17 protein-coding genes are annotated in these 20661 nt (G+C 71.4%); 9 read left to right on the plus strand and 8 right to left on the minus strand.

The genetic code is table 11. The annotated features are described in order from the left end of the window. Positions 1-297: 297 nt before the first annotated feature. From SPRI_RS18245 to SPRI_RS18255, 3 genes are all read left to right on the plus strand, one after another. The gene (locus tag SPRI_RS18245; RefSeq protein ID WP_005314741.1) at positions 298-963 is read left to right on the plus strand and encodes a response regulator; all 666 of its coding nucleotides are present in this window, start codon (positions 298-300) and stop codon (positions 961-963) included. Between the two features lie 119 nt (positions 964-1082). After that, positions 1083-1499, plus strand: a complete 417-nt coding sequence (locus tag SPRI_RS18250; RefSeq protein WP_037774162.1) for a pyridoxamine 5'-phosphate oxidase family protein — start codon at positions 1083-1085, stop codon at positions 1497-1499. A 15-nt stretch (positions 1500-1514) separates the two neighbouring features. Beyond that, entirely contained in the window at positions 1515-2522 is a 1008-nt protein-coding gene (locus tag SPRI_RS18255; protein WP_005314746.1) for a phosphotransferase, read from the plus strand. A gap of 143 nt (positions 2523-2665) precedes the next feature. Here SPRI_RS18255 and SPRI_RS18260 read toward each other — a convergent pair whose 3' ends face one another. Further along, positions 2666-4216 carry a protein kinase domain-containing protein gene (locus tag SPRI_RS18260; protein ID WP_053557099.1) on the minus strand — a complete coding sequence of 517 codons (1551 nt, stop codon included), beginning with the start codon at positions 4214-4216 and terminating at the stop codon, positions 2666-2668. Positions 4217-4587: 371 nt separating this feature from the next. Between SPRI_RS18260 and SPRI_RS18265 the strand changes: the two genes are divergently transcribed. The 6 genes from SPRI_RS18265 (at position 4588) to SPRI_RS18290 (ending at position 12303) form a co-directional block, all read left to right on the plus strand. Further along, positions 4588-6189, plus strand: coding sequence for a protein kinase domain-containing protein (locus SPRI_RS18265; RefSeq protein WP_005314753.1), 1602 nt, complete (start codon positions 4588-4590; stop codon positions 6187-6189). A gap of 185 nt (positions 6190-6374) precedes the next feature. Beyond that, positions 6375-6950: a hypothetical protein gene (locus SPRI_RS38510; protein ID WP_037774164.1), complete on the plus strand. Its 576-nt coding sequence runs from the start codon at positions 6375-6377 to the stop codon at positions 6948-6950. An 84-nt stretch (positions 6951-7034) separates the two neighbouring features. Next, a complete protein-coding gene (locus SPRI_RS18275) occupies positions 7035-7679 on the plus strand; it encodes a PadR family transcriptional regulator (protein WP_050791521.1) in 645 nt (214 codons plus the stop codon). Between the two features lie 312 nt (positions 7680-7991). Continuing rightward, positions 7992-8753 (plus strand): ABC transporter ATP-binding protein, encoded by a 762-nt coding sequence (locus SPRI_RS18280; RefSeq protein WP_005314763.1) that lies wholly within the window; start codon positions 7992-7994, stop codon positions 8751-8753. After that, positions 8750-11614, plus strand: coding sequence for an ABC transporter permease (locus SPRI_RS18285; RefSeq protein ID WP_037774166.1), 2865 nt, complete (start codon positions 8750-8752; stop codon positions 11612-11614). Before SPRI_RS18280 ends, SPRI_RS18285 begins: the two co-directional genes overlap by 4 nt. A 146-nt stretch (positions 11615-11760) precedes the next feature. Next, the gene (locus tag SPRI_RS18290) at positions 11761-12303 is read left to right on the plus strand and encodes a bacterial proteasome activator family protein (RefSeq protein ID WP_005314769.1); all 543 of its coding nucleotides are present in this window, start codon (positions 11761-11763) and stop codon (positions 12301-12303) included. Between the two features lie 128 nt (positions 12304-12431). Here the strand turns inward: SPRI_RS18290 and SPRI_RS18295 are convergent, their stop codons facing one another. The 7 genes from SPRI_RS18295 to pdhA all read right to left on the minus strand — a co-directional run bounded on the left by SPRI_RS18295 (position 12432) and on the right by pdhA (position 20510). Then, positions 12432-13421 carry an NAD(P)H-quinone oxidoreductase gene (locus tag SPRI_RS18295; RefSeq protein WP_005314772.1) on the minus strand — a complete coding sequence of 330 codons (990 nt, stop codon included), beginning with the start codon at positions 13419-13421 and terminating at the stop codon, positions 12432-12434. A 10-nt stretch (positions 13422-13431) separates the two neighbouring features. Next, positions 13432-14562 carry a potassium channel family protein gene (locus SPRI_RS18300; RefSeq protein ID WP_037774168.1) on the minus strand — a complete coding sequence of 377 codons (1131 nt, stop codon included), beginning with the start codon at positions 14560-14562 and terminating at the stop codon, positions 13432-13434. Beyond that, on the minus strand, positions 14508-15923 hold the full coding sequence (locus SPRI_RS18305) for a molybdopterin molybdotransferase MoeA (RefSeq protein ID WP_053557100.1): 1416 nt from the start codon (positions 15921-15923) through the stop codon (positions 14508-14510). Before SPRI_RS18305 ends, SPRI_RS18300 begins: the two co-directional genes overlap by 55 nt. After that, the gene (locus tag SPRI_RS18310) at positions 15920-16819 is read right to left on the minus strand and encodes an NTP transferase domain-containing protein (protein ID WP_053557101.1); all 900 of its coding nucleotides are present in this window, start codon (positions 16817-16819) and stop codon (positions 15920-15922) included. Before SPRI_RS18310 ends, SPRI_RS18305 begins: the two co-directional genes overlap by 4 nt. Positions 16820-16906: 87 nt before the next feature. Next, the gene (locus tag SPRI_RS18315; protein WP_053557755.1) at positions 16907-18367 is read right to left on the minus strand and encodes a dihydrolipoamide acetyltransferase family protein; all 1461 of its coding nucleotides are present in this window, start codon (positions 18365-18367) and stop codon (positions 16907-16909) included. After that, positions 18367-19371, minus strand: coding sequence for an alpha-ketoacid dehydrogenase subunit beta (locus tag SPRI_RS18320; protein ID WP_005314791.1), 1005 nt, complete (start codon positions 19369-19371; stop codon positions 18367-18369). The genes SPRI_RS18315 and SPRI_RS18320 overlap by 1 nt, the downstream gene beginning before the upstream one ends. Beyond that, positions 19368-20510: a pyruvate dehydrogenase (acetyl-transferring) E1 component subunit alpha gene (gene pdhA / locus SPRI_RS18325; protein ID WP_037774169.1), complete on the minus strand. Its 1143-nt coding sequence runs from the start codon at positions 20508-20510 to the stop codon at positions 19368-19370. The genes SPRI_RS18320 and pdhA overlap by 4 nt, the downstream gene beginning before the upstream one ends. Between the last annotated feature and the right edge of the window lie 151 nt (positions 20511-20661).

The following is a 20661-nucleotide window of genomic DNA, read 5'->3' on the forward strand; positions in this document are numbered from 1 at the left end:
GGGTCCGCCGGAAAGCCAGTGCGGCTCGCCCACGTCCGAGCCCGCGCACGGGGTGTGTGCGACGCGGCCGGAAGTCAGGCGTGACAGGTGCCCCGGCGAACGTCCTGTCACAGGCACGTTACCCAGTGGGCAGCATTACTGCGAAACCCCATTTGACCTGCGATTTTGCTTGGATTTCCAAGTAAATCGAGAAATAGGGGAACAACCACTGGTCACAGCCTTGCAGGCCGCCGGAACACGGGCACGTTATCCCGGGCACCCCGGACACGGGAAGAGTCAATATGTGAGACTGCCCCCGTGCACGAAAAGGGAAAAATCACTGTATTTCTCCTCGACGACCATGAAGTGGTCCGGCGCGGCGTTCATGAGCTGCTCGCCGCCGAGTCGGACATCGAGGTCGTCGGCGAGGCCGGAACCGCGGAAGACGCCCTGGTCAGGATCCCTGCGGCCGCCCCTGACGTCGCCATCCTGGACGTGCGGCTGCCGGACGGGAGCGGCGTGGAGGTGTGCCGGGAGGTCCGTTCGCGGAACGAGAACATCAACTGCCTGATGCTCACCTCGTTCGCGGACGACGAGGCCCTCTTCGACGCGATCATGGCGGGTGCCGCGGGATACGCGCTGAAGGCGATCCGCGGCAGCGAGCTGCTGGCCGCGGTGCGGGACGTCGCCGCGGGAAGGTCGCTGCTGGACCCGGCGGCGACCGCCCGGGTCCTCGAGCGGCTGCGCGAGGGGAACAGACCGGCCGGCGACGAGCGCCTCGCGAACCTCACGGACCAGGAGCGCAGGATCCTGGACCTGATCGGCGAGGGACTCACCAACCGGGCCATCGGCGAGCGGCTCCACCTCGCCGAGAAGACCATCAAGAACTACGTCTCCAGCCTGCTCTCCAAACTGGGCATGGAGCGGCGCGCGCAGGCGGCCGCGTACGTGGCGAGGATCCAGGCGGAACGTCAGCACCACTGACACCGCTGTCATCACTCGTTCGGACCAACGCCGCCACGAGCGGTGAGGGACTTAGGTCCCGTCCGTTCGGGGCCGGTGGCCCTACCCTCCGGTGCGATCGGTCACGCAGAGTGGACGTCATGTCCTCAGAGGAACTCCGCGCCATCGAGCTGCTCAGCCGCGTCCGCTACGGCGTGCTGGTGACCAGCCTCCGGGCCATGCCCGTCCTGGTCCCCGCGCGCCATGTCTTGGCGGACGGACGGGTGCTGCTGCGTCTGCAGGCCACGGGGGACGGTGTGCGGGCGGGCTGCGGCAGCGTGGTCGCCTACGGCGCGGACAACCTCAACTCCGGTTCGGCGGCCCTCTGGTCGGTGCAGTTCACCGGCACCGCCGAGACGGTCAGGCCGACGGACGAGGAACTGGCGCGCTTCGGGCCGCGGCCGCAACGCGTCGACGGCGAGAACTTCCGGCCGGCATATCTGTGCGTCGAACCCCACTTCGCCACCTTGCACACTTTGCATGATTCCGCAGGGCATTCGGCACAACACGCGGAGTGATCTAACATCTGGCGGGTGCCGCGCTCATCTGATACTGCTCCGCCCCTCTCCGTGCTTCTGCGCCGATACGAGAACGCGGGCGAGCCCCTTTCCTGCAAACCCGTCACCCAGGGGCTTCTCAACCGTGGTTACCGCCTGGCGACCACCCGTGGGGCGTACTTCCTCAAGCACCACCTCGACGGCGACCACGAGGCCATCGCGCGGCAGCATCGCGCCACCCAGCGGCTCCAGGCCCTCGACGTGCCCGTCGCGCCGCCCCTGGAGGACCAGGACGGCGACACGGTCGCCGTGATCGACGGCCACTGCTACGCCCTGCACCCCTGGATCGACGGCCGGCACCTGGGCGGCGCCCAGCTCAGCACCGCCCAGTCACGCCGGCTCGGATCGCTCCTCGGCCTGGTGCACACCTGCCTGGCGCAGGTCATGGACGACGGCACGCCCCGTACGTCCGAACACGGCAGCGCCGATCCCGAAAAGACGTTCAGCCTCATCGACGAGCTGCTGGAACTGGCCAGGTCGGCCCGGCCGCGCGACTCCTTCGACACCCTGGCGGAACACCGCCTCCTTCAGCGGCGCACGCTGCTGGAGCGCCATGCCGACCGCAGGCCGCCGCCGGGCGGCGCGGGCGGCTGGGTGCACGGCGACTTCCACCCGCTGAACCTGCTCTACCGGGGGGCGGAGCCGGCCGCGATCGTCGACTGGGACCGGCTCGGGGTCCAGCCGCGGGCGGAGGAGGCGGTGCGGGCGGCGGCGATCTTCTTCGTCCTCCCGGCCGGCAGGCTGGAGCTCACGAAGGTGCGGGCCTACGCGCGGGCGTACCGGCGCGCCGCGGCCGCCGACCCCGCCGAACTGCGGGCCGCCGTCCACCGGGTGTGGTGGGAGCGGCTCAACGACTTCTGGATACTGCGCTGGCGCTACCAGCTGCACGACCGAAGGGCCGACCCGCAGTTCCCCGCGGTGTCGGCCCTGGCGGTGTGGTGGACGAAGGAGTACGACGCGGTGTGCGACGCCTTCGCCGGGTGAGGCGTCCGGCGGGTGTGCCGTACGCCGCGTGAGGTCCGGCGGATGCGCGCCGCCTTCGCCGGGTGAGGGTTCGGGCGTTGCCGCGCGCCGGTGCGTCAGGCAGGCGCCCCGGGACCGGGCCGGACAGCGCCCGGCCCCGCCCGTCACTCGCCTCCGTCGTTGCCCTCCACCGTGCCGCCTCCGCCTTCGGTGGCCCCGCCGGTCTCGCTCGGCGGCGGCTCGTCCGTCGGCTCGGTCGGCGTCGGCGTCGTCGCTGTCGGAGGATCCGTCGGCTTGGTCGGCTTGTCCGTCGGAGACGGCGTCCAGGAAGGCGTCGGCTGTGTGCTCGGCGTGAACGACGGCACGTCCGAAGGGGTCCAGGACGGCTGCTGGTTGCCGCCCGTGGAGGTGTCGGGCTCGTCCGTCGGCTCCGTCTCCTCCTCGGTCGGCGTCGGCGTCTCCGACGGCGTCGACGGCGTCTCGGAAACCGTTTTGCCGTCGCCGGGGCTCGTGCCGCCCTTGTCGTTCGCCTTGTCGAGCGCGAAGGCGATGCCCACGACCACCGCGACCACGGCGAGGGCCGCGAGCAGCCACATCTTGCCCCGGCCGCCCCGGCCGCCGGGGCGCCCGGCGCCGTAACCGCCGTCGTAGCCCCCGTCGTTCGGGTTCATCGGGGGCAGGATCGGGCCCTGGGAGGTCTCGCCGTGCACGGGGTGCGCCGCGGTCGCGCCGGTCATTCCCCTCGCCGGGGTGCCGCCACCGTCGTAGAGCTGGACCGGGCCGGTGTTCCAGGTGCCGTTGTGGCTGCCCTGCTGCTGGAGCATCTGCAGCCCGTACTGCACCAGACCGCGCATCTCCTCCGCGCTCTGGAACCGGTCGTCCGGGTCCTTCGCGAGGGAGCGCATGACCAGCCCGTCGAGCTCGGGCGGCACCACGTCGGAGACCTCGGACGGCGGCACGGGAATGTCCTGCACGTGCTGGTAGACCACCGAGAGCGGCGTCTCACCGGTGAACGGCGGCCGCAGCGCGAGAAGTTCGTACAGCAGGCAGCCCGTCGCATACAGGTCGGAGCGGTGGTCGACGGCCTTGCCCAGCGCCTGCTCGGGGGAGAGGTACTGGGGCGTGCCCATGACCATGCCGGTCTGGGTCATCGTCGACTGGGCGCCGTGCAGTGCGCGCGCGATGCCGAAGTCCATCACCTTGACCGCACCGGAGTTGGTGATGATGACGTTGGCCGGCTTGATGTCGCGGTGCACGATGCCGTGCTGGTGCGAATAGGCGAGGGCCTCGAGGACGCCGGAGACGATGATCAGTGCCTGCTCGGGCGGCGGGGCCTCCGCGTTGACCAGCAGATCGCGGATGGTGCGCCCCTCGACGAGCTCCATCACGATGTAGGGGACGGTCTGGCTGCCCACCACGTCCTCGCCGGAGTCGTAGACGGCCACCACCGCATGGTGGTTGAGGCCGGCGACCGACTGCGCCTCACGGGTGAAGCGCGCCTTGGAGACCGGATCCTCCGCCAGGTCCGGGCGCAGCAGTTTGACGGCGACCGTACGGCCCAGCCGTACGTCCTCCGCCGCGAACACCTCGGCCATGCCGCCGCGGCCGAGACGGTGCGTCAGGCGGTAGCGGCCGTCGCCGACCAGTCCGCCGACACCCCAGGCTTCCGCGGAATCCGGCACTCCGCTGCCGTCTGCTCCGGGTTCGGGTGCCATCAGTCCTCGCCGTCGTATCTGTCCGCGTGCGTACTGTGCCTGCGGGGTGTCATTTCTCGGGGTGCTGTGCCACGTCACGCTACAGCCTTGGCGCGGCAGGCCGGTTTTCGAGAGAGACCGGCCATCAAACCTGCTGGGCGCGGAGCCGTGCAAATTCCATGCCGTTCCTGTAACGCTTCCGAGACGCTTGTTGTGCGTACGGTCACGGAACGGGCACCTGGCTTGACGTGTCGGACCCCTGCGGCAGACTTGCCCCGTAATACGGGATCACGGTCCAGGTTTCTCGGTCCTCGAGACAAGGATCGGCAAGCAATTCGCGAACCATCGCGGACCGGGCCGTCGGGCCACCGCGCCGAGGGGGATGCACAGTCATGAGCCAGGACGGCGCGCAGGGCCGCTATGCGGGTGGTTCCGTGGCGGGCGGCCGGTATCAGCTTCGCGATCTGCTCGGCGAAGGCGGCATGGCTTCCGTCTACCTGGCCTACGACTCCGCGCTGGACCGCCAGGTGGCCATCAAGACGCTCCACACGGAACTCGGGCGCGAGCAGTCGTTCCGCGAGCGGTTCCGGCGTGAGGCGCAGGCCGTCGCCAAGCTGTCCCACACCAACATCGTGTCCGTCTTCGACACCGGCGAGGACGAGCTCGACGGCTCGCTGATGCCGTACATCGTCATGGAGTACGTGGAGGGTCAGCCGCTGGGATCCGTCCTGGCCGCCGACATCCAGCAGTACGGCGCGATGCCCGCCGACAAGGCGCTCAAGGTCACCGCCGACGTGCTCGCGGCCCTGGAGACCAGCCACGAGATGGGCCTGGTCCACCGCGACATCAAGCCCGGCAACGTGATGATGACCAAGCGCGGCATCGTCAAGGTGATGGACTTCGGCATCGCCCGTGCGATGCAGTCGGGCGTCACGTCCATGACGCAGACGGGCATGGTCGTCGGCACCCCGCAGTACCTCTCCCCCGAGCAGGCCCTCGGCCGGGGTGTGGACGCCCGCTCCGACCTGTACTCGGTCGGGATCATGCTCTTCCAGCTGCTGACCGGCCGGCTGCCGTTCGACGCCGACTCGCCGCTGGCGATCGCGTACGCGCACGTCCAGGAAGAGCCGGTCGCGCCGTCCACCGTCAACCGGTCCGTCACCCCCGCGATGGACGCGCTCGTCGCCCGGGCCCTGAAGAAGAACCCGAACGAGCGTTTTCCGAGCGCCGCGGCCATGCGCGACGAGTGCGCCCGTGTCGCGAGCGCCGGGCAGACCGGCGCACCCGTGATCATCAGCGGCGCGCCCGCCAGCAGCGGTGCGGGAGTCGGTTCCGCCGTCTTCCCGCCTCTGGACCAGTCGGCGCCGCCCCCGCAGAGCGGCGTCCAGACGCCCTACCAGCCTGGCCCTTACGGCCCGCCCACCCCGGCCCCGACGCCGCACTACGGCTACCCGACGCCGGCCCCTGCGTACCAGACACAGGCTCCGGCGGTCTCGACCCCGCCGCCGTACACGATCTCCCCGCAGCCCGCCACGAACGGCGGCGGTGGCGGCGGCAGGCGGAACATGCCGGTGATCGTGGGCGCCATCGCGGTGGCACTGCTCGCGGTCGGCGGGCTCATCACCGCGATCGCCATGAACAAGGACGACGATCCGGGCACCGAGGCCGGCGGCGACCCGACGACCAGCGAGTCGCAGCAGGCCGGCTACAAGGGCCCGGAGCGCCAGCGGAAGATCGACAAGACGAAGTGCTCCGACGCACAGGAGGGCTACGACGACCCGTCCAAGGTCCAGGCCCCCGACTTCGTCTACAAGGACATCCTGTCGGTCAAGGAGTGCGCGCAGGCCGCGGGCTGGAAGGTCAACGTCAAGGACGTGCCCAACGCGCAGTGGGGCGAGGGCGTCGTGGTGACGCAGTTCCCGGGCGCCGACGTCGAGGTGTCGGAGGACGACGCGACGTTCGACCTCGAGGTCTCCACCGGCTATCCGGAGTAGCCCCCGCACGAGCTCCTTCACAGGCACCGCACGAAGCAAACGGCCCGGTACGCGCACTGCGTGCCGGGCCGTCGCCGTTGCCGCGTCCCGGTCGAGCCGGTGCCCGAGATGCCGGGAACAGGGCGCCATGTGACTCTGACTCCGATATGTCGGTGACGACGACTCGGCACGGGAGGGGTCATCCGGTGACTCCAGCGCTGCGCACTCGATGCGCCATCACCGTCGCTTCGCTTCTCCTGCTGGCCGCTCCGCCCGCCCACGCCGGTGAGCCGGGGCCGCGGGAGGCGTCCCCCGAACCCTCCGTCTCCAACTCGCTCGCGGGGCGGCAGGCCGGGGAGGGACGCCAGCGGCCCGGCCGCCGGACGACACCGTCGCCGAGCGCGAGCGTGAGCCCTTCCGCCACCCCTTCGGGCAGCCCGGCTGCGGCGGTGTCGCCGTCGGGGACCAGTAGCCCGGCGAAGTCCTCGGCGCCGGCTCCGCCGCCCCGGCCGCACGACGACGGGACCTTCGGCACGGACCGCTCCTCGCAGGACGCCCGCCTTCAGGAGGACGAGGCACCCGAGTCGGAGGCACCCGCCGAGGCCTGGAACGCGCCGACCGCCGGACCCCGCCGGAGCGAGCCCGCCGCCGCCCGCCACCAGGCACCTCAGGGCTCGCCGGCGCCGGTCGCCCAGCAGATCTCGCCGCTCTCACTGGGCATCGGCATGGCCCTGATGGGCCTCGGCATCGGCTTCCTGGGCATGCGGCTGCGCCGTCGCTGACTCCCGCGTCCGTCTCAAGGGGGATGCCGCGAGTCCCTCCAGCGAGGGTTGCCGCCGTCGGCATACTCGGTATACATACTGAGTATGTCCATCAGGCACGGGCTGCTCGCCCTCCTTGAACACGGCCCTCGGTACGGCTCTCAGCTCCGCTCGGAGTTCGAGTCGCGCACGGGCGCCACCTGGCCCCTCAACGTCGGCCAGGTCTACACGACCCTCAACCGCCTGGAGCGGGACGGGATGGTCGCGCAGAACGGCGAGGACGAGGCCGGGCACGCGCTGTACGTCATCACGGACGCCGGCCGCTCGGAGCTCAGAAGCTGGTTCGAGACGCCCGTGGACCGCAGCAGCCCGCCCCGCGACGAACTGGCCATCAAGCTCGCCATGGCGGTCGGCGCACCGGGGGTGGACATCCGTGCCGTCATCCAGTCCCAGCGCCACCACACGGTGAACGCCATGCAGGACTACACCCGTCTCAAGGCGCAGGCCCTGGCCGCGATCGAGAGCGGGGGGTCGCGGGAGCGGGACGACGTGGCATGGCTGCTCGTACTGGAGCAGCTGATCTTCCAGACGGAGGCCGAGGCGCGCTGGCTCGACCACTGCGAGGTGCGGCTGATCAGGCTCTCGGCGGCCGGTCGGGGAACGGGACCGGCCGCGGTCCCACCCTCATCCGCACCGTCGGCGCAGACGGCCCCGACCACGACGGGAGCACGTCCGGCCCGGCCCGACTAGACCGCTTCCCCGGCCGAACCGGCTCGACGGGCCGGAAGCCACCACCAAGGGCCTCGGCCCGGGTCCGCACACGGACCGTACGACGCTGACAGGCCGGCGTCGCTCGTCGGCCCACCGCCTTGCCGACGCCGCCACGCCCGGGGCGGGACGCCCGCTCCCACAAGCCGCGACAGCCCGCAGGGGCAAACACCCGCTCCGCACCGGCCGCACGGCCGCAGAGCGGCCCACAGACCCGAATCGGCCCACCCGGCCGAGCACTCACCTCCGTACACCCGCTCGTGTGTACGCGCCCGACCAAGGGGGACTTCACCCATGTCCGAACAGCTGTCACAGCAGCCTCGGCCCGCACAACAACCGGTGCTGCAACTCCAGCAGCTGACCCGTGTGCACGGCAGCGGCGCCACCGAGGTGCATGCCCTGCGCGGCATCAACCTCGATGTCTTCCCCGGTGAACTCGTCGCCGTCATGGGTCCGTCGGGCTCCGGCAAGTCGACGCTGCTGACCATCGCGGGCGGCCTCGACGCCCCGACCTCGGGGCGGGTGATCGTCGAGAACACCGACATCACGACCGCCGACCGCAAGACGCTCGCCGCGCTGCGCCGGCGCAGCATCGGCTACGTCTTCCAGGACTACAACCTCATCCCGGCGCTCACCGCCGCAGAGAACGTCGCCCTGCCGCGCGAGCTCGACGGCATCTCCGCCCGTAAGGCCCGTGGCGAAGCCGTCGCCGCGCTCGAGGAGATGGACCTCGGACATCTCGCCGACCGGTTCCCCGACGAGATGTCGGGCGGCCAGCAGCAGCGCGTGGCCATCGCGCGAGCCCTCGTCGGCGATCGCCGTCTCGTGCTCGCCGACGAGCCGACCGGCGCCCTGGACTCGGAGACCGGCGAGTCCGTGCTCGCCCTGCTGCGCTCCCGCTGCGACGCCGGCGCCGCAGGCATCCTGGTCACCCACGAGCCGCGCTTCGCCGCCTGGGCCGACCGCGTGGTGTTCCTGCGCGACGGCGCGGTCGTCGACCAGACCGTCCGCAGCCAGGCGGACTCCCTGCTCTCCGGCCAGGCGGCCGAACTGTGATCACCTGGTACCACTCCTGGCGCGCCGCCATCCGGATCGCGCGCCGCGACGCCTGGCGCTCGAAGGGCCGTAGCTTCCTGGTCCTGGCCATGATCGCCCTGCCGATCCTCGGGGTGAGCGCCGCGGATCTGACCGTCCGCAGTGCCGAACTCTCCACCGAGCAGTCCCTCGAGCGCTCGCTCGGCGCCGCGGACGGCAGGATCTCGGACCCGGGTCTCGGCGGCGTACCGATCATGCAGTCCCCGGACGGCAGCAACTACAACCCGATCGGCGACTTCGAGGACAAGCCGTGGCCCGAGGGGAAGGCGGACGTCACCAAGGCCCTGCCCGCCGGCGCGAAGACGCTGAAGGACACGGTCGGTTCCGCGAAGCTCCGCACGACACACGGTCTGCTGCACACGGAGATACGTGAGCTGGACGCCTCCGACCCGATGGCCGAGGGCATCCTGGCCGTGGTCAGCGGCCGGCTCCCCAAGAAGTCAGACGAAGTGGCCGCGACCACGCACTTCCTCGAGAGCAGCGGCCTCAAGGTGGGCTCCCCGCTCACCGCTCGGGGATTCGACCGCGCGTACCGCATCGTCGGCTCGTACGAACTCCCCAACGCGTTGGAGACGGACCAGATCAACGCACTGCCGGGTGCCATGCTCGCGCCGCTCGACAAGGCGCTGGAAGCCGCCGGTCTGTCCGGCACGTCGCCCTCCACGACGCTCCTTGCGACCGTTCCCGGTGGTTTCACGTGGAACATCGTCAAGGACATCAACACCAAGGGTGTGACGGTCACTTCGCGAGCGGTGGCACTGAACCCGCCGGCGGACTCCGAGGTGCCGCTCTTCCAGCAGGAAGGCTGGGGGAACTTCGAGGAGAGCACGGCCGCCAAGGCCGCGGCGCTCGCCGCCGTCGGCACCGTCGTCGGCCTCGCCATGCTGGAGATCTGCCTGCTGGCCGGCCCCGCCTTCGCGGTGGGCGCCCGGCGCTCCCGCCGTCAGCTCGGCCTGGTGGGAGCCAACGGCGGCGACCGCCGGCACATCCGGGCCATCGTTCTCGGTGGCGGTCTGGTGATCGGCGTCGCGGCAGCTGTCGTGGGCACGGTCCTGGGACTGGCTCTCACCTACCTGCTTCAGCCGCTGCTCGAGGACTACCTGGGCAAGCGCTTCGGCCACTTCGACGTCCGGCCGCTCGAGCTGCTGGGGATCGCACTGCTCGCCGTGCTGACAGGTCTGCTGGCCGCCGTCGTACCCGCCGTCACCGCGTCGCGGCAGACCGTCCTCGCCTCGCTCACCGGACGCCGCGGCGTCCGCCGCAGCAGCCGTGTCCTGCCGGTCATCGGCCTGATCGCGGTGGCTCTCGGTGCCTCGATCGCCCTCTACGGGTCGATGATGACCGACCAGTTCGCCATCGTGGCGGGCGGCAGCGCCCTGGCCGAGCTGGGCGTGGTCGCACTGACTCCCGCCCTGGTGGGCCTGTTCGGCCGGATCGGCCGGGTCCTGCCGCTGTCCCCCCGGCTCGCCCTGCGCGACGCCGTACGCAACCGGGGCCGCACGGCTCCCGCGGTGGCCGCGGTGCTGGCCGCCGTCGCGGGCACGGTGGCCGTCGCCACCTACGCTGCCAGCGCCGACGCCGAGGGCCGCGCGCAGTACCAGGCACAGCTGCCGCACGGCGCCGTCTCCATGACGATCGACGAGGGCGGCGGGCGTGACGTGCCGGGTGTGCGCAGCACCGTGCAGAAGCTGCTGCCCGTGGACGTGCGCGCGGACGTCGACCGGATCTCCGTGGGCAGGGCCGGCTGCGGGATGTACGACAGCGGCAAGGGCTGCGGCCGGTACGAGATCGTCGTGCCCAAGGCCAACGAGTGCCCGCTGTGGGCCGTGGACCCGGCGAACCCGGACCAGGACCCGTCGGAGAAGTTCAGCAAGGCGGAACGCCGCAAGCTGGCCGAGGACTGGCGCTGCAAGGAGGGCGTCGGCGGCGGGGCCTACATCGACGGCGGCGTGACCGTCGCGGACGCCAAGCTCCTGAAGGTGCTCGGCATCGACGACCCTGCCGCGGAGAAGGCCCTGGCTGCCGGGCAGATCGTGTCGTTCGGCAAGCGCAACGTCGACAGCAAGGGCAAGATCGGGATCCGGCTGATCACCGACATCGAGGCCGCCGACAGGGCGGCGGAGAAGGGTCAGCAGCCCCCGGGCGAGATCAAGACCTTCACCGCTCACATGGCCGCCACGAAGGCCGAGTCCTACGGCCTCTCGGCGTTGCTCTCGCCTGCCGCGGCGAAGTCGGCGGGACTCACCACGGTGCCGTTCGGGGCGTACTTCTCGACGGACAAGATGCCGAACACCGAGCAGCGGCAGCGGCTCGACGGTGAGCTGGACAAGACCGGCGCCGACGTCCAGCTGCACATCGAGGAGGGCTACACCAGCGACAACAGCATCGTCCTCCTGGCGCTGACGGTGTTCGCCGGTCTGATCACGATCGGCGCGGCGGGCATCGCCACCGGGCTGGCCCAGGCGGACGCCGAGGCGGACCTGAAGACCCTCGCCGCCGTCGGAGCCCCGCCGAGGGTCCGCAGGACGCTCAGCGGCTTCCAGTGCGGGGTGGTGGCCGCGATGGGTGTGGTCCTCGGCTCGGCGGCCGGCGTACTGCCGGCGATCGGGCTGAGGCTCACCGAGGAGCGCCAGCAGCTGGCCTGGTACGAGCGGGCTCTCGACGAGGGCTGGGGCGTCATGGACCCGGCGCCGTACGTCCCCATCGTGGTGCCCTGGGAGACGCTGGGCGCTCTGCTGGTCGCCGTTCCGGTGGGCGCCGCTCTCCTGGCGGCCCTGGTCACCCGCTCCCGGGGCGCGCTCGCCCGGCGCGAGGCGGCCTGAGCACGCCCCGAGGTTCCTCCGGGCCGACCGGATGAAACCCGCACCGCCGGGTCGATGCCCAGCGGTTTTGTGCCCCCGTAGGAGGGTGGATCACTCTCCTACGGGGGCACACATCTGGTTACGCGCATGTACGAGAGAATGGCGGCATGGAGATGCCGAGGAATGAACGGTCGCAGGAGAGCCCACACGTCCTCGTCGTGGGACAGGACGGTATGGCCCTCAGCCAGGGTGACGGTGACAACGAGTCGCGCGAGGTCCCGGTGACGGAAATGGTCGAACAGCCTGCGAAGGTCATGCGCATCGGCAGCATGATCAAGCAGTTGCTCGAGGAAGTACGGGCAGCTCCTCTTGACGAGGCGAGCCGGGTCCGGCTCAAGGAGATCCACGCCGGTTCGGTCAAGGAGCTGGAGGACGGGCTCGCGCCGGAGCTCGTGGAGGAACTGGAGCGCCTCTCTCTCCCGTTCACCGACGACGCGATTCCCTCCGAGGCGGAACTGCGGATCGCGCAGGCCCAGTTGGTGGGCTGGCTCGAGGGCCTTTTCCACGGGATCCAGACCGCGCTGTTCGCCCAGCAGATGGCCGCACGGGCCCAGTTGGAGCAGATGCGGCGCGCACTGCCCCCCGGTGCGTCCCACGAGGAGGACGAGGGCGGTCAGCACGGCGCGATCCGCTCCGGCCCGTATCTCTAGTCCGCCACGTCTCCGGTCCGGACCGCCCTCTGGTTCGGCGCGGACCTCTTGGCCCGGCACGAGGGCCCGGCCACCTGTTGGTGGCCGGGCCCTCGGCATGTCCGCCCTCCCGCCGGCCGGGAGGCGGTTCAGGCGTGACCGGGGGCGATCAGCAGGACCTTGCCCACATGGTCACCGGACTCCAGCGCGCGGTGGCCTTCCGCCGCGTCCGTGAGCGGGACCTTGCGGTCCACGACCGCCTGCACACGTCCACCGCCGATCAGGGGCCAGACGTGCTCGCGGACCGCGGCGACGATCGCCGCCTTCTCGCCCAGCGGCCTGCCGCGCAGCGATGTGGCGGTGACAGCGGCACGCTTGCGCAGCAGGGCGCCGAGGTTCAGCTCGCCCTTGACGCCGCCCTGGAGACCGATGACGGCGAGCCGGCCGTTGACCGCGAGGGCCTTCACGTTCCGGTCCAGGTACTTCGCCCCGACGATGTCGAGGATGACGTCGGCGCCCGCTCCGTCGGTGGCCTTGCCGATCTCCTCGACGAAATCCTGCTCGCGGTAGTTGATCAGGATGTCCGCGCCCAGCTCGGCGCAGCGCGCCAGCTTCTCGGAGCTGCCCGCGGTGACGGCCACACGGGCGCCCACGGCCTTGGCCAGCTGGACGGCCATGGTGCCGATCCCGCTCGCCCCACCGTGGACGAGAAGCGTCTCGCCAGGACGCAGATGGGCGATCATGAACACGTTCGACCACACCGTCGCCGTCACCTCCGGCAGAGCGGCGGCCGTGATCAGGTCCATGCCGTCCGGAACGGGCAGCAACTGCCCGGCGGGCACGGCCACCTTCTCCGCGTAGCCGCCGCCCGCCAGCAGCGCGCACACCTCGTCGCCGACGGCCCAGCCGGACACGCCGGGTCCCACCGCCGAGATCCGGCCCGAACACTCGAGACCGGGGTACGGGGAGGAGCCCGGCGGAGGGTCGTAGAAGCCCTGCCGCTGCAACAGGTCTGCGCGGTTCACGGCGCTCGCCGCGACGTCGACGAGGACTTCACCCTCGCCGGGTACCGGATCGGGGACTTCCGCCCAGACCAGTGCCTCGGGACCACCGGGCTCGGGAATCGTGATCGCATACATGGCGGCGAGGCTACTCGGATGAATCGAGTGGGGAACCGTTCTCCGCCCGCACGATGGTGATGAGCCGGTCGGTGAGTTGCAGCGGGCTCGCGGCCGGATCGTCGTATCCCAGCAGGCGGTGGCCCCGCAGCACGGACACCACCAGGTCCTCCGTCTCACGGACACTGCGGCCCACTTCAGCCTTTATCACCGGCCGCTCGATCAGATCCAGGCCGCTGCCCTGCTGGATCAGGTCCTCCATCACCGTTCCCGCGCTGGGGCTCAGGACGGACAGGCCGAGCAGACGGCCGGCCGCGCCGGAGCTGGTGATCACCGCGTCCGCGCCGGACTGGCGCAGCAGCGGAGCGTTCTCCTCCTCACGGACCGCGGCGACGATCTTCGCGCCGCGGTTGAGCTGACGGGCGGTGAGGGTGACCAGAACCGCGGTGTCGTCCCGTTGGGGTGCGACCACGATCTGCCGGGCCTTCTGCAGTTCGGCGCGGATGAGGACGTCACTGCGGGTGGCGTCGCCGACGACGCCGACGAATCCCTCCGCGTTGGCGGCTTCGATCACCTTGGCGCTCGGGTCGACGATGACGATCTGGTCCTTCCTCAGCCCTGTGGCACAGAGCGTCTGCATCGCCGATCGTCCCTTCGTGCCGAAGCCGACGATGACCGTGTGCTCACGCAAGTTGGACCTCCAGCGGTTCAGCCGCCACTCCTCCCGGGTGCGCTCCGTGAGGACCTCGAGAGTGGTGCCGACCAGGATGATGAGAAAGAGAACGCGGAGCGGCGTGATCAGCAGCACGTTGGTGAGCCGTGCCCCGTCGCTGTACGGAACGATGTCGCCGTAGCCAGTGGTCGAGAGGGTGACCGTGGCGTAGTAGACGGCATCGAGGAGGGTGACCCTCCCATCCGAATTGTCGTGGTAGCCGGCCCGGTCGGACCAGACGATGAACACCGTGATGGCGAGCACCATCAGTGCCATCAGCAGCCGCTTGCTCACCTGTCGCAGCGGTCGCTCGACAATTCGCCGGGGCAGTTTCACACGGCCGCTGACGAGGTGCTCGTCGGCGTGCCGGGCCATGGCGTCCTGACCGGGAAGTTTCACGTGAAACACCTTCCCGCATCCGAGGGGATCCAAGGCGTCAGGGTGGCCCAGGGCAGGTCGAGAACCTCCAGTTCGTCACCGGCGCTCGCACCTCCCGGCGGGACCACGGCGAGACCGTCCGCAGCCGCTGTGCCTCGCAGCATCGCCGGGCCGTTGTAGTGCAGGGGGACCAGCCGGTCGTCCCGGTGCACGACGGGAACGAGCCGGGTGTCGTGCGGGTGACCGTGCACCTCGTCCCTCAAGGGGGCGCTGTACGGCGCAGGAGCGGGCCGTCCCGCAAGGCCGCGCAGCAAAGGCTCGGCCAGCGTCAGGAGCCCGGAAACGGCGGCCAGAGGGTTGCCGGGCAGGCCCACCAGGTACTTCCCTGGGGCAAGCCTCGCCAGCAGCATCGGATGCCCGGGCCGTACCGCGACCTGGTCGACCAACAGCTCCGCCCCCGCTTTACGCAGGACCGGATGGACATGGTCGACGGGGCCGGCAGCCGTACCGCCGGTGGTGACCACCACGTCCGCCTCCGAAGTGGTGACCGCTCTGTGGAGAGCCTCGGCATCGTCGCCGAGACGACGTGTGGCCACCACCTCCGCACCCAGGGCCCGCAGCCACGGGCCGATCATGGGCCCGAGGGCATCACGGATCAGCCCGTCATGAGGCAGCGAGGAGGTGAGCAGCTCGTCGCCGAGTACAAGGACCTCCACGCGGGGACGGGCGAACGTGACCAGCTCGTCGTATCCGGCGGCGGCTGCGAGCCCGAGCACCGGCGGTGTCACCACGGCCAGGGCCGGCAGCAGCCGGTCGCCCGACCGGCACTCCTGACCACGGGGACGGATGTCCTGTCCGGGGATCACCTCACGATCGGCATGGAGTTGCTGTGCCGAGGTGTCGACCCGGGCGTGTTCACTGCGGATGACGGCGGTCGTCTCCGGGGGGATGCGGGCACCGGTGGCGATCCGTACCGCCGTGCCGTCGAAGAGCGGCCCGCTGTCGCTGTGGCCGGCGAGGATCGAGCCGTCACCCCGCAGAGTCCAGGGTCCCGGGCCCGCGACCGCCCAGCCGTCCATGGCGGAGGTGTCGAAGGAGGGAAGGTCGCACAGTGCCGTCAGCGGCTCGGCGAGCACCTGTCCCAGCGCCTCGTCCAGAGGGACGCGGTGGGTACGAGGAGCTGCGGCGTGACCGGCCTCTGCGGCCCGGGCCCGTGCCGCGGACCATGCGGCGGCACGGCGGCGGTGCGCGGCAGGGCCGCCACCGGCGGGAGCGGCCGGGCCGGTTTCGTCGTCCGGCCTCGGACCGACCAGGGCCAGCGCTTCGTCGACACCGTCGAGGTCGCCCGTGTCGGGCGTGGCGTCTCCGGCGGGGGACGCCGGCGTCCGTTCGTTGCCGGCCGCTGCCGCGGCCCGGCTATCGTGACCGGTCATCGGGCTGCGTCACCACCACTTGCGCCAGGTGCCGGGTCGTCCGGCCGAGCCCCCTGCTCCGCCTCCTCGGCCCAGCGCGCAGCCAGCGCGGCCGCCTTGCGGGCGGCCTCCGCGACAGCCTCGGGCCCACCTTCCGCTTTGGCCGCCGCGTATCCCACCAGGAAGGTGGTCAGTGGCGCGGCAGGGCGCGCGACGCCGTGCGCGGCGTCGCGGGCGAGGTCGAGGAGGACATGGGTGTCGACGTCCAGCTCGATGCCGAGCTCGTCCTTGACTGCGTTGATCCATTCATCCAGCACGTTCACATGCTCCCTGATGCGGGCCCGGGCTGTTGAGATGTCCTCCCAGGTGTCGCAGTCGAAGGAGGCGAGGGGGTCGGTCTCGATCCGGGCCAGGTCCAGTTCCCGGGTCAGTAGACGCAGCGGCAGCCCGGAAAGGCTCCCGTATTCGGTGGCGAGGAGAGCAAGTTCACGTCGGAGGGGCTCGGCGCGGTAAGCGGCCACCAGGGGCTGGTCACGCCCGTCGGTGTCGGTCAGAACGACTCCCTCGCCGTCCCGCGCGGCGAGCGCGCCGACCAGTCGGCGCACCGTCCCCTCACGGAGGAACGGAAGATCGGCCGAGAGCACGAGAAGGGAATCGGCCGCGGTGTGCCGTACACCGGCGTCGAGCGCGGCCAGCGGGCCGCCTCCGGCGGGCTCCTCACGCGCCCATACGACGGGGCGGGCGGTGGGCCGGCGCCCGCCGACGACAACGGTGCGGCCGGCGTCGCGGCAGGCCGCCAGCACGCGGTCGAGCAGGGCCCGCCCGCCCACGCTCACCGCCGGCTTGTCCGCCCCGCCCAGCCGCTTGGCGGCACCTCCGGCGAGCACGATGGCGTCGTACGCGGTAGTCGCGGTCATTCCTGAAGTATGGTCCGCGATCCGGCGGGCGGGGAGGCCCGGTTCGATCTCTCTTCCGCCGCGCGTTCTACGCGGCGGAAGTGGTGCCTAGAGGGTGCGGAGCAGCACCGACGGGTGCTCCACGCAGTCGGCGACGTAGCGCAGGAAGCCTCCCGCCGTGCCGCCGTCGCAGACCCTGTGGTCGAACGTGAGCGAAAGCTGGACGACCTGCCGGACGGCCAGTTCGCCCTGGTGCACCCACGGCTTCGGCACGATCCTGCCGACGCCGAGCATCGCGGCCTCCGGGTGGTTGATGATCGGTGTGGATCCGTCCACACCGAACACTCCGTAGTTGTTCAGCGTGAACGTCCCCCCGGTCAGGTCCGCCGGGGTGAGCGTCCCTTGGCGGGCTGCCTCGGTGAGTCTGGCGAACTCCTCCGTCAGCGACTCGGCCGAGCGCTTGTGCGCGTCCTTCACGACCGGGACGACCAGTCCGCGGTCGGTCTGCGCCGCGAAACCGAGATGCACCCCGGGCAGCCGCACGATCTCCCGGGCTTCCATGTCCACCGTGGAGTTGAGCTCCGGGTGGCGCTCCAGTGCGGCCGTGCAGATGCGGGCCATCAGCGCCAGCAGCGAGATCTTCGGTCCGCCCGCGGCGTTCATCGCCGCTCGTGCGGCCATCAGTTCGGTCGCGTCGGCGTCGACCCAGCAGGTGGCGTCCGGGATCTCTCGCCGGCTGCGGGACAGCTTGTCGGCCACCGCGCCGCGCACCCCGCGCAGCGGGACGCGCTCGCCCTGGGCCGTGCCGGCCACGGCTGCGGCGGCGGGCGCCGCGGGGACCGTCTCGAGCGCACGCAGGGCACGCTCGACGTCGGCACGCAGGATCAGGCCGTCGGGACCGGAGCCGGTGAGCGCCCGCAGATCCACGTCGTGCTCGCGGGCGAGCTTGCGGACCAAGGGGGAGATGACGGCCACCGGACCGTCCTGCGCCACGGCCGTGGCGCCGTGGACCCGGCCCGGTGCGAGGACGCCGCCGGCCGCGGAGGCTGTGGCGGAGGACCGGCCCCGCCCCGGAGCGGGCGCCGCAGTGTCTTTCGCCGTCCCGCCGGCTCTGCCCGGCGAACGGGACCCGGGTGCCTGCTCGACGACGGGGGCCGCCGGAGCCGCGGGCCGGATGCGGCGCCGTCGCGCCGCGGGCGCGCCGGTCCCGTAACCGACCAGGACGTTGCCGGACGACTCCGTGGTGTCCCCGGACGACGGGGAGGCGTCGGGACGTGCGGGCGCCGCGCCGCCTCCGGCGGCCTCCGCGCCGGTGGTCTCCGTCGCTCCTACGGCCACCGTGATCAGCGGTGCGCCGACGGGGAGCTCCGTGCCCTCCTCACCGAAGCGGGCGGTCACCACCCCGCCGTACGGACAGGGCACTTCCACCATGGCCTTGGCCGTCTCGACCTCGACGACGGGCTGGTCGATCGCGACGACATCGCCGACCGACACCAGCCAGCGGACGATCTCCGCCTCGGTGAGCCCTTCCCCCAGATCAGGAAGCTTGAATTCGAGCACCTGCGCCATCAGCTCGCCGCCTCCCACTGCAGCCGCGCCACCGCGTCCAGCACGCGGTCAACTCCCGGCAGATGATGCCGCTCCAGCATCGGCGGCGGGTACGGGATGTCGAAACCGGCGACCCTGAGCACCGGGGCCTCCAAGTGGTGGAAGCAGCGCTCGGTCACCCGGGCCGCGATCTCACCACCGGGTCCGCCGAAGCCGGTCGACTCGTGGACGACGACCGCCCGGCCGGTGCGCCGCACCGACGCGCAGACCGTCTCGTCGTCGAACGGCACCAGGGAACGCAGGTCGACGACCTCCAGGTCCCAGCCCTCCGCCGCCGCGGCCTGCGCCGCCTCCATGCACACCGGCACGGAGGGGCCGTAGGTGATGAGCGTGGCGCTGCGCCCGGAGCGGCGCACCACGGCGCGACCGATCGGCTCGACCGCGGCCGGCGCCTCCGGCGACCACTCGGCCTTGGACCAGTACAGCCGCTTGGGCTCGAGGAAGACGACGGGGTCGTCGGAGGCGATGGAGGCACGGAGCAGTCCGTACGCGTCCTCGACCGTGGCCGGAGTGACGACGTGCAGGCCCGGGGTCGCCATGTAGTACGCCTCGGAGGAGTCGCTGTGGTGTTCCACACCGCCGATCCCGCCGCCGTACGGCACCCGCACGGTGATCGGCATCGGCATGCCGCCCTTCGTGCGGTTGCGCATGCGGGCGACATGGCTGATGAGCTGCTCGAACGCCGGATACGCGAAGGCGTCGAACTGCATCTCCACGACCGGCCGCAGCCCGTACATCGCCATGCCGACGGCCGTGCCGAGAATGCCCGCCTCGGCCAGCGGAGTGTCCGTGCAGCGGTCCTCGCCGAACTCCTTGGCGAGTCCGTCCGTGACGCGGAAGACGCCGCCGAGCGTGCCGACGTCCTCCCCCATGACATGGACGGTGGGATCCTCGGCCATCGCGTCGCGCATCGCGCGCTGCAGGGCCTGGGCCATGGTTGCGGGCTTCACCGCGGCCGTGGTCATCGTGCCTCTTCCTCAGCGTCCAGCTCGGCCCGGAGCAGCGCGGCCTGCTCACGCAGCTGCGTGGTCTGCCGGGCGTAGACGTGCTCGAAAAGATCCATGGGGTCAAGCACCGGGTCGGCGTTCATCCGCTCCCGGAGATCGGCCGCCATGGTCTCGGCCGCCTGGGCGGCGGCCTGCCTGGTCCCGTCGTCGAGCAGTCCCCGCTCGGTCAGCTCCCGCTCCAGGAGCTGGATCGGGTCGTGCGCGCGCCAGGTCTCCACCTCGCTGTCCGCGCGGTAGCGGGTGGCGTCGTCCGCGTTGGTGTGGGCGTCCATGCGATAGGTGACCGCCTCGATCAGGGTGGGTCCGCCGCCACGGCGGGCACGGGCGACGGCCTGGCCGAGCACCTCGTGCACCGCGACCGCGTCGTTGCCGTCGACGAGCCTGCCCGGCATGCCGTAACCGACGGCCTTGTGGGCGAGGGAGGGCGCGGCGGTCTGCTTGGCCAGCGGGACGGAGATCGCGAAGCCGTTGTTCTGCACGAGGAAGACCACCGGTGCGTTCCACACGGCGGCGAAGTTCAGTGCCTCGTGGAAGTCGCCCTCGCTGGTGCCGCCGTCACCGATCATGGCCAGCGCCACGACGTCGTCGCCCTTGAGCCGGGCGGCGTGTGCGAGTCCCACGGCGTGGGGCAGCTGTGTGGCCAGTGGGGTGCACAGTGGCGCGACGCGGTGCTCGTGCGGGTCGTATCCCGTGTGCCAGTCGCCGCGCAGCAGTGTCAGGGCCTGGACCGGGTCCAGGCCGCGGGCCACGGCCGCGAGGGTGTCGCGGTAGCTCGGGAAGAGCCAGTCACGCTCCTCGAGCGCGAGCGCGGCACCGACCTCGCAGGCCTCCTGCCCGGTGCTCGAGGGGTAGACGGCGAGCCGGCCCTGCTTGGTGAGCGCGGTGGCCTGTGCGTTGTACCTGCGGCCACGCACCAGCTCCGCGTAGAGCCGCAGCAGCAGCTCGGGGTCGGCCGAGGCGGCGGCTTCCGTGCCGAGCACGCGGTACGGCTCGGGATCGGGGAGCAGCGGCGCAGGGTCGGTGCGGGGCTGCCACGCCGGGGGCGGTGTGGGCCGATAGGCGGCGGCAGCGGAACCGGGCAGCTCCTGGACCGTCATGCTGCTCTTTCTCAACGCGAGCACCTCCTCGTGGGAGCGACGACGAAAGCGATGAAGAAAACGGGGCGGCGGCGCACGGGTGTGTGGCGCGCCTCACCTACCGATTGTTCGGTCGTGGACGCATTTTGGCTACAGGCGCGGGCAGCCTGTG

It is taken from the genome of Streptomyces pristinaespiralis (genome assembly GCF_001278075.1).
In the GTDB taxonomy this organism is placed as follows: Bacteria; Actinomycetota; Actinomycetes; order Streptomycetales; family Streptomycetaceae; genus Streptomyces; species Streptomyces pristinaespiralis.

Bases quoted from the DNA above. Each gene is read 5' to 3' on its own strand.
- SPRI_RS18250 (WP_037774162.1), top strand. From the start codon at position 1,083: ATGTCCTCAGAGGAACTCCGCGCCATCGAGCTGCTCAGCCGCGTCCGC.
- SPRI_RS18260 (WP_053557099.1), bottom strand. From the start codon at position 4,216: ATGGCACCCGAACCCGGAGCAGACGGCAGCGGAGTGCCGGATTCCGCG.
- SPRI_RS18265 (WP_005314753.1), top strand. From the start codon at position 4,588: ATGAGCCAGGACGGCGCGCAGGGCCGCTATGCGGGTGGTTCCGTGGCG.
- SPRI_RS18275 (WP_050791521.1), top strand. From the start codon at position 7,035: ATGTCCATCAGGCACGGGCTGCTCGCCCTCCTTGAACACGGCCCTCGG.
- SPRI_RS18280 (WP_005314763.1), top strand. From the start codon at position 7,992: ATGTCCGAACAGCTGTCACAGCAGCCTCGGCCCGCACAACAACCGGTG.
- SPRI_RS18290 (WP_005314769.1), top strand. From the start codon at position 11,761: ATGGAGATGCCGAGGAATGAACGGTCGCAGGAGAGCCCACACGTCCTC.
- SPRI_RS18295 (WP_005314772.1), bottom strand. From the start codon at position 13,421: ATGTATGCGATCACGATTCCCGAGCCCGGTGGTCCCGAGGCACTGGTC.
- SPRI_RS18305 (WP_053557100.1), bottom strand. From the start codon at position 15,923: ATGACCGGTCACGATAGCCGGGCCGCGGCAGCGGCCGGCAACGAACGG.
- SPRI_RS18310 (WP_053557101.1), bottom strand. From the start codon at position 16,819: ATGACCGCGACTACCGCGTACGACGCCATCGTGCTCGCCGGAGGTGCC.
- SPRI_RS18315 (WP_053557755.1), bottom strand. From the start codon at position 18,367: ATGGCGCAGGTGCTCGAATTCAAGCTTCCTGATCTGGGGGAAGGGCTC.
- SPRI_RS18320 (WP_005314791.1), bottom strand. From the start codon at position 19,371: ATGACCACGGCCGCGGTGAAGCCCGCAACCATGGCCCAGGCCCTGCAG.
- pdhA (WP_037774169.1), bottom strand. From the start codon at position 20,510: ATGACGGTCCAGGAGCTGCCCGGTTCCGCTGCCGCCGCCTATCGGCCC.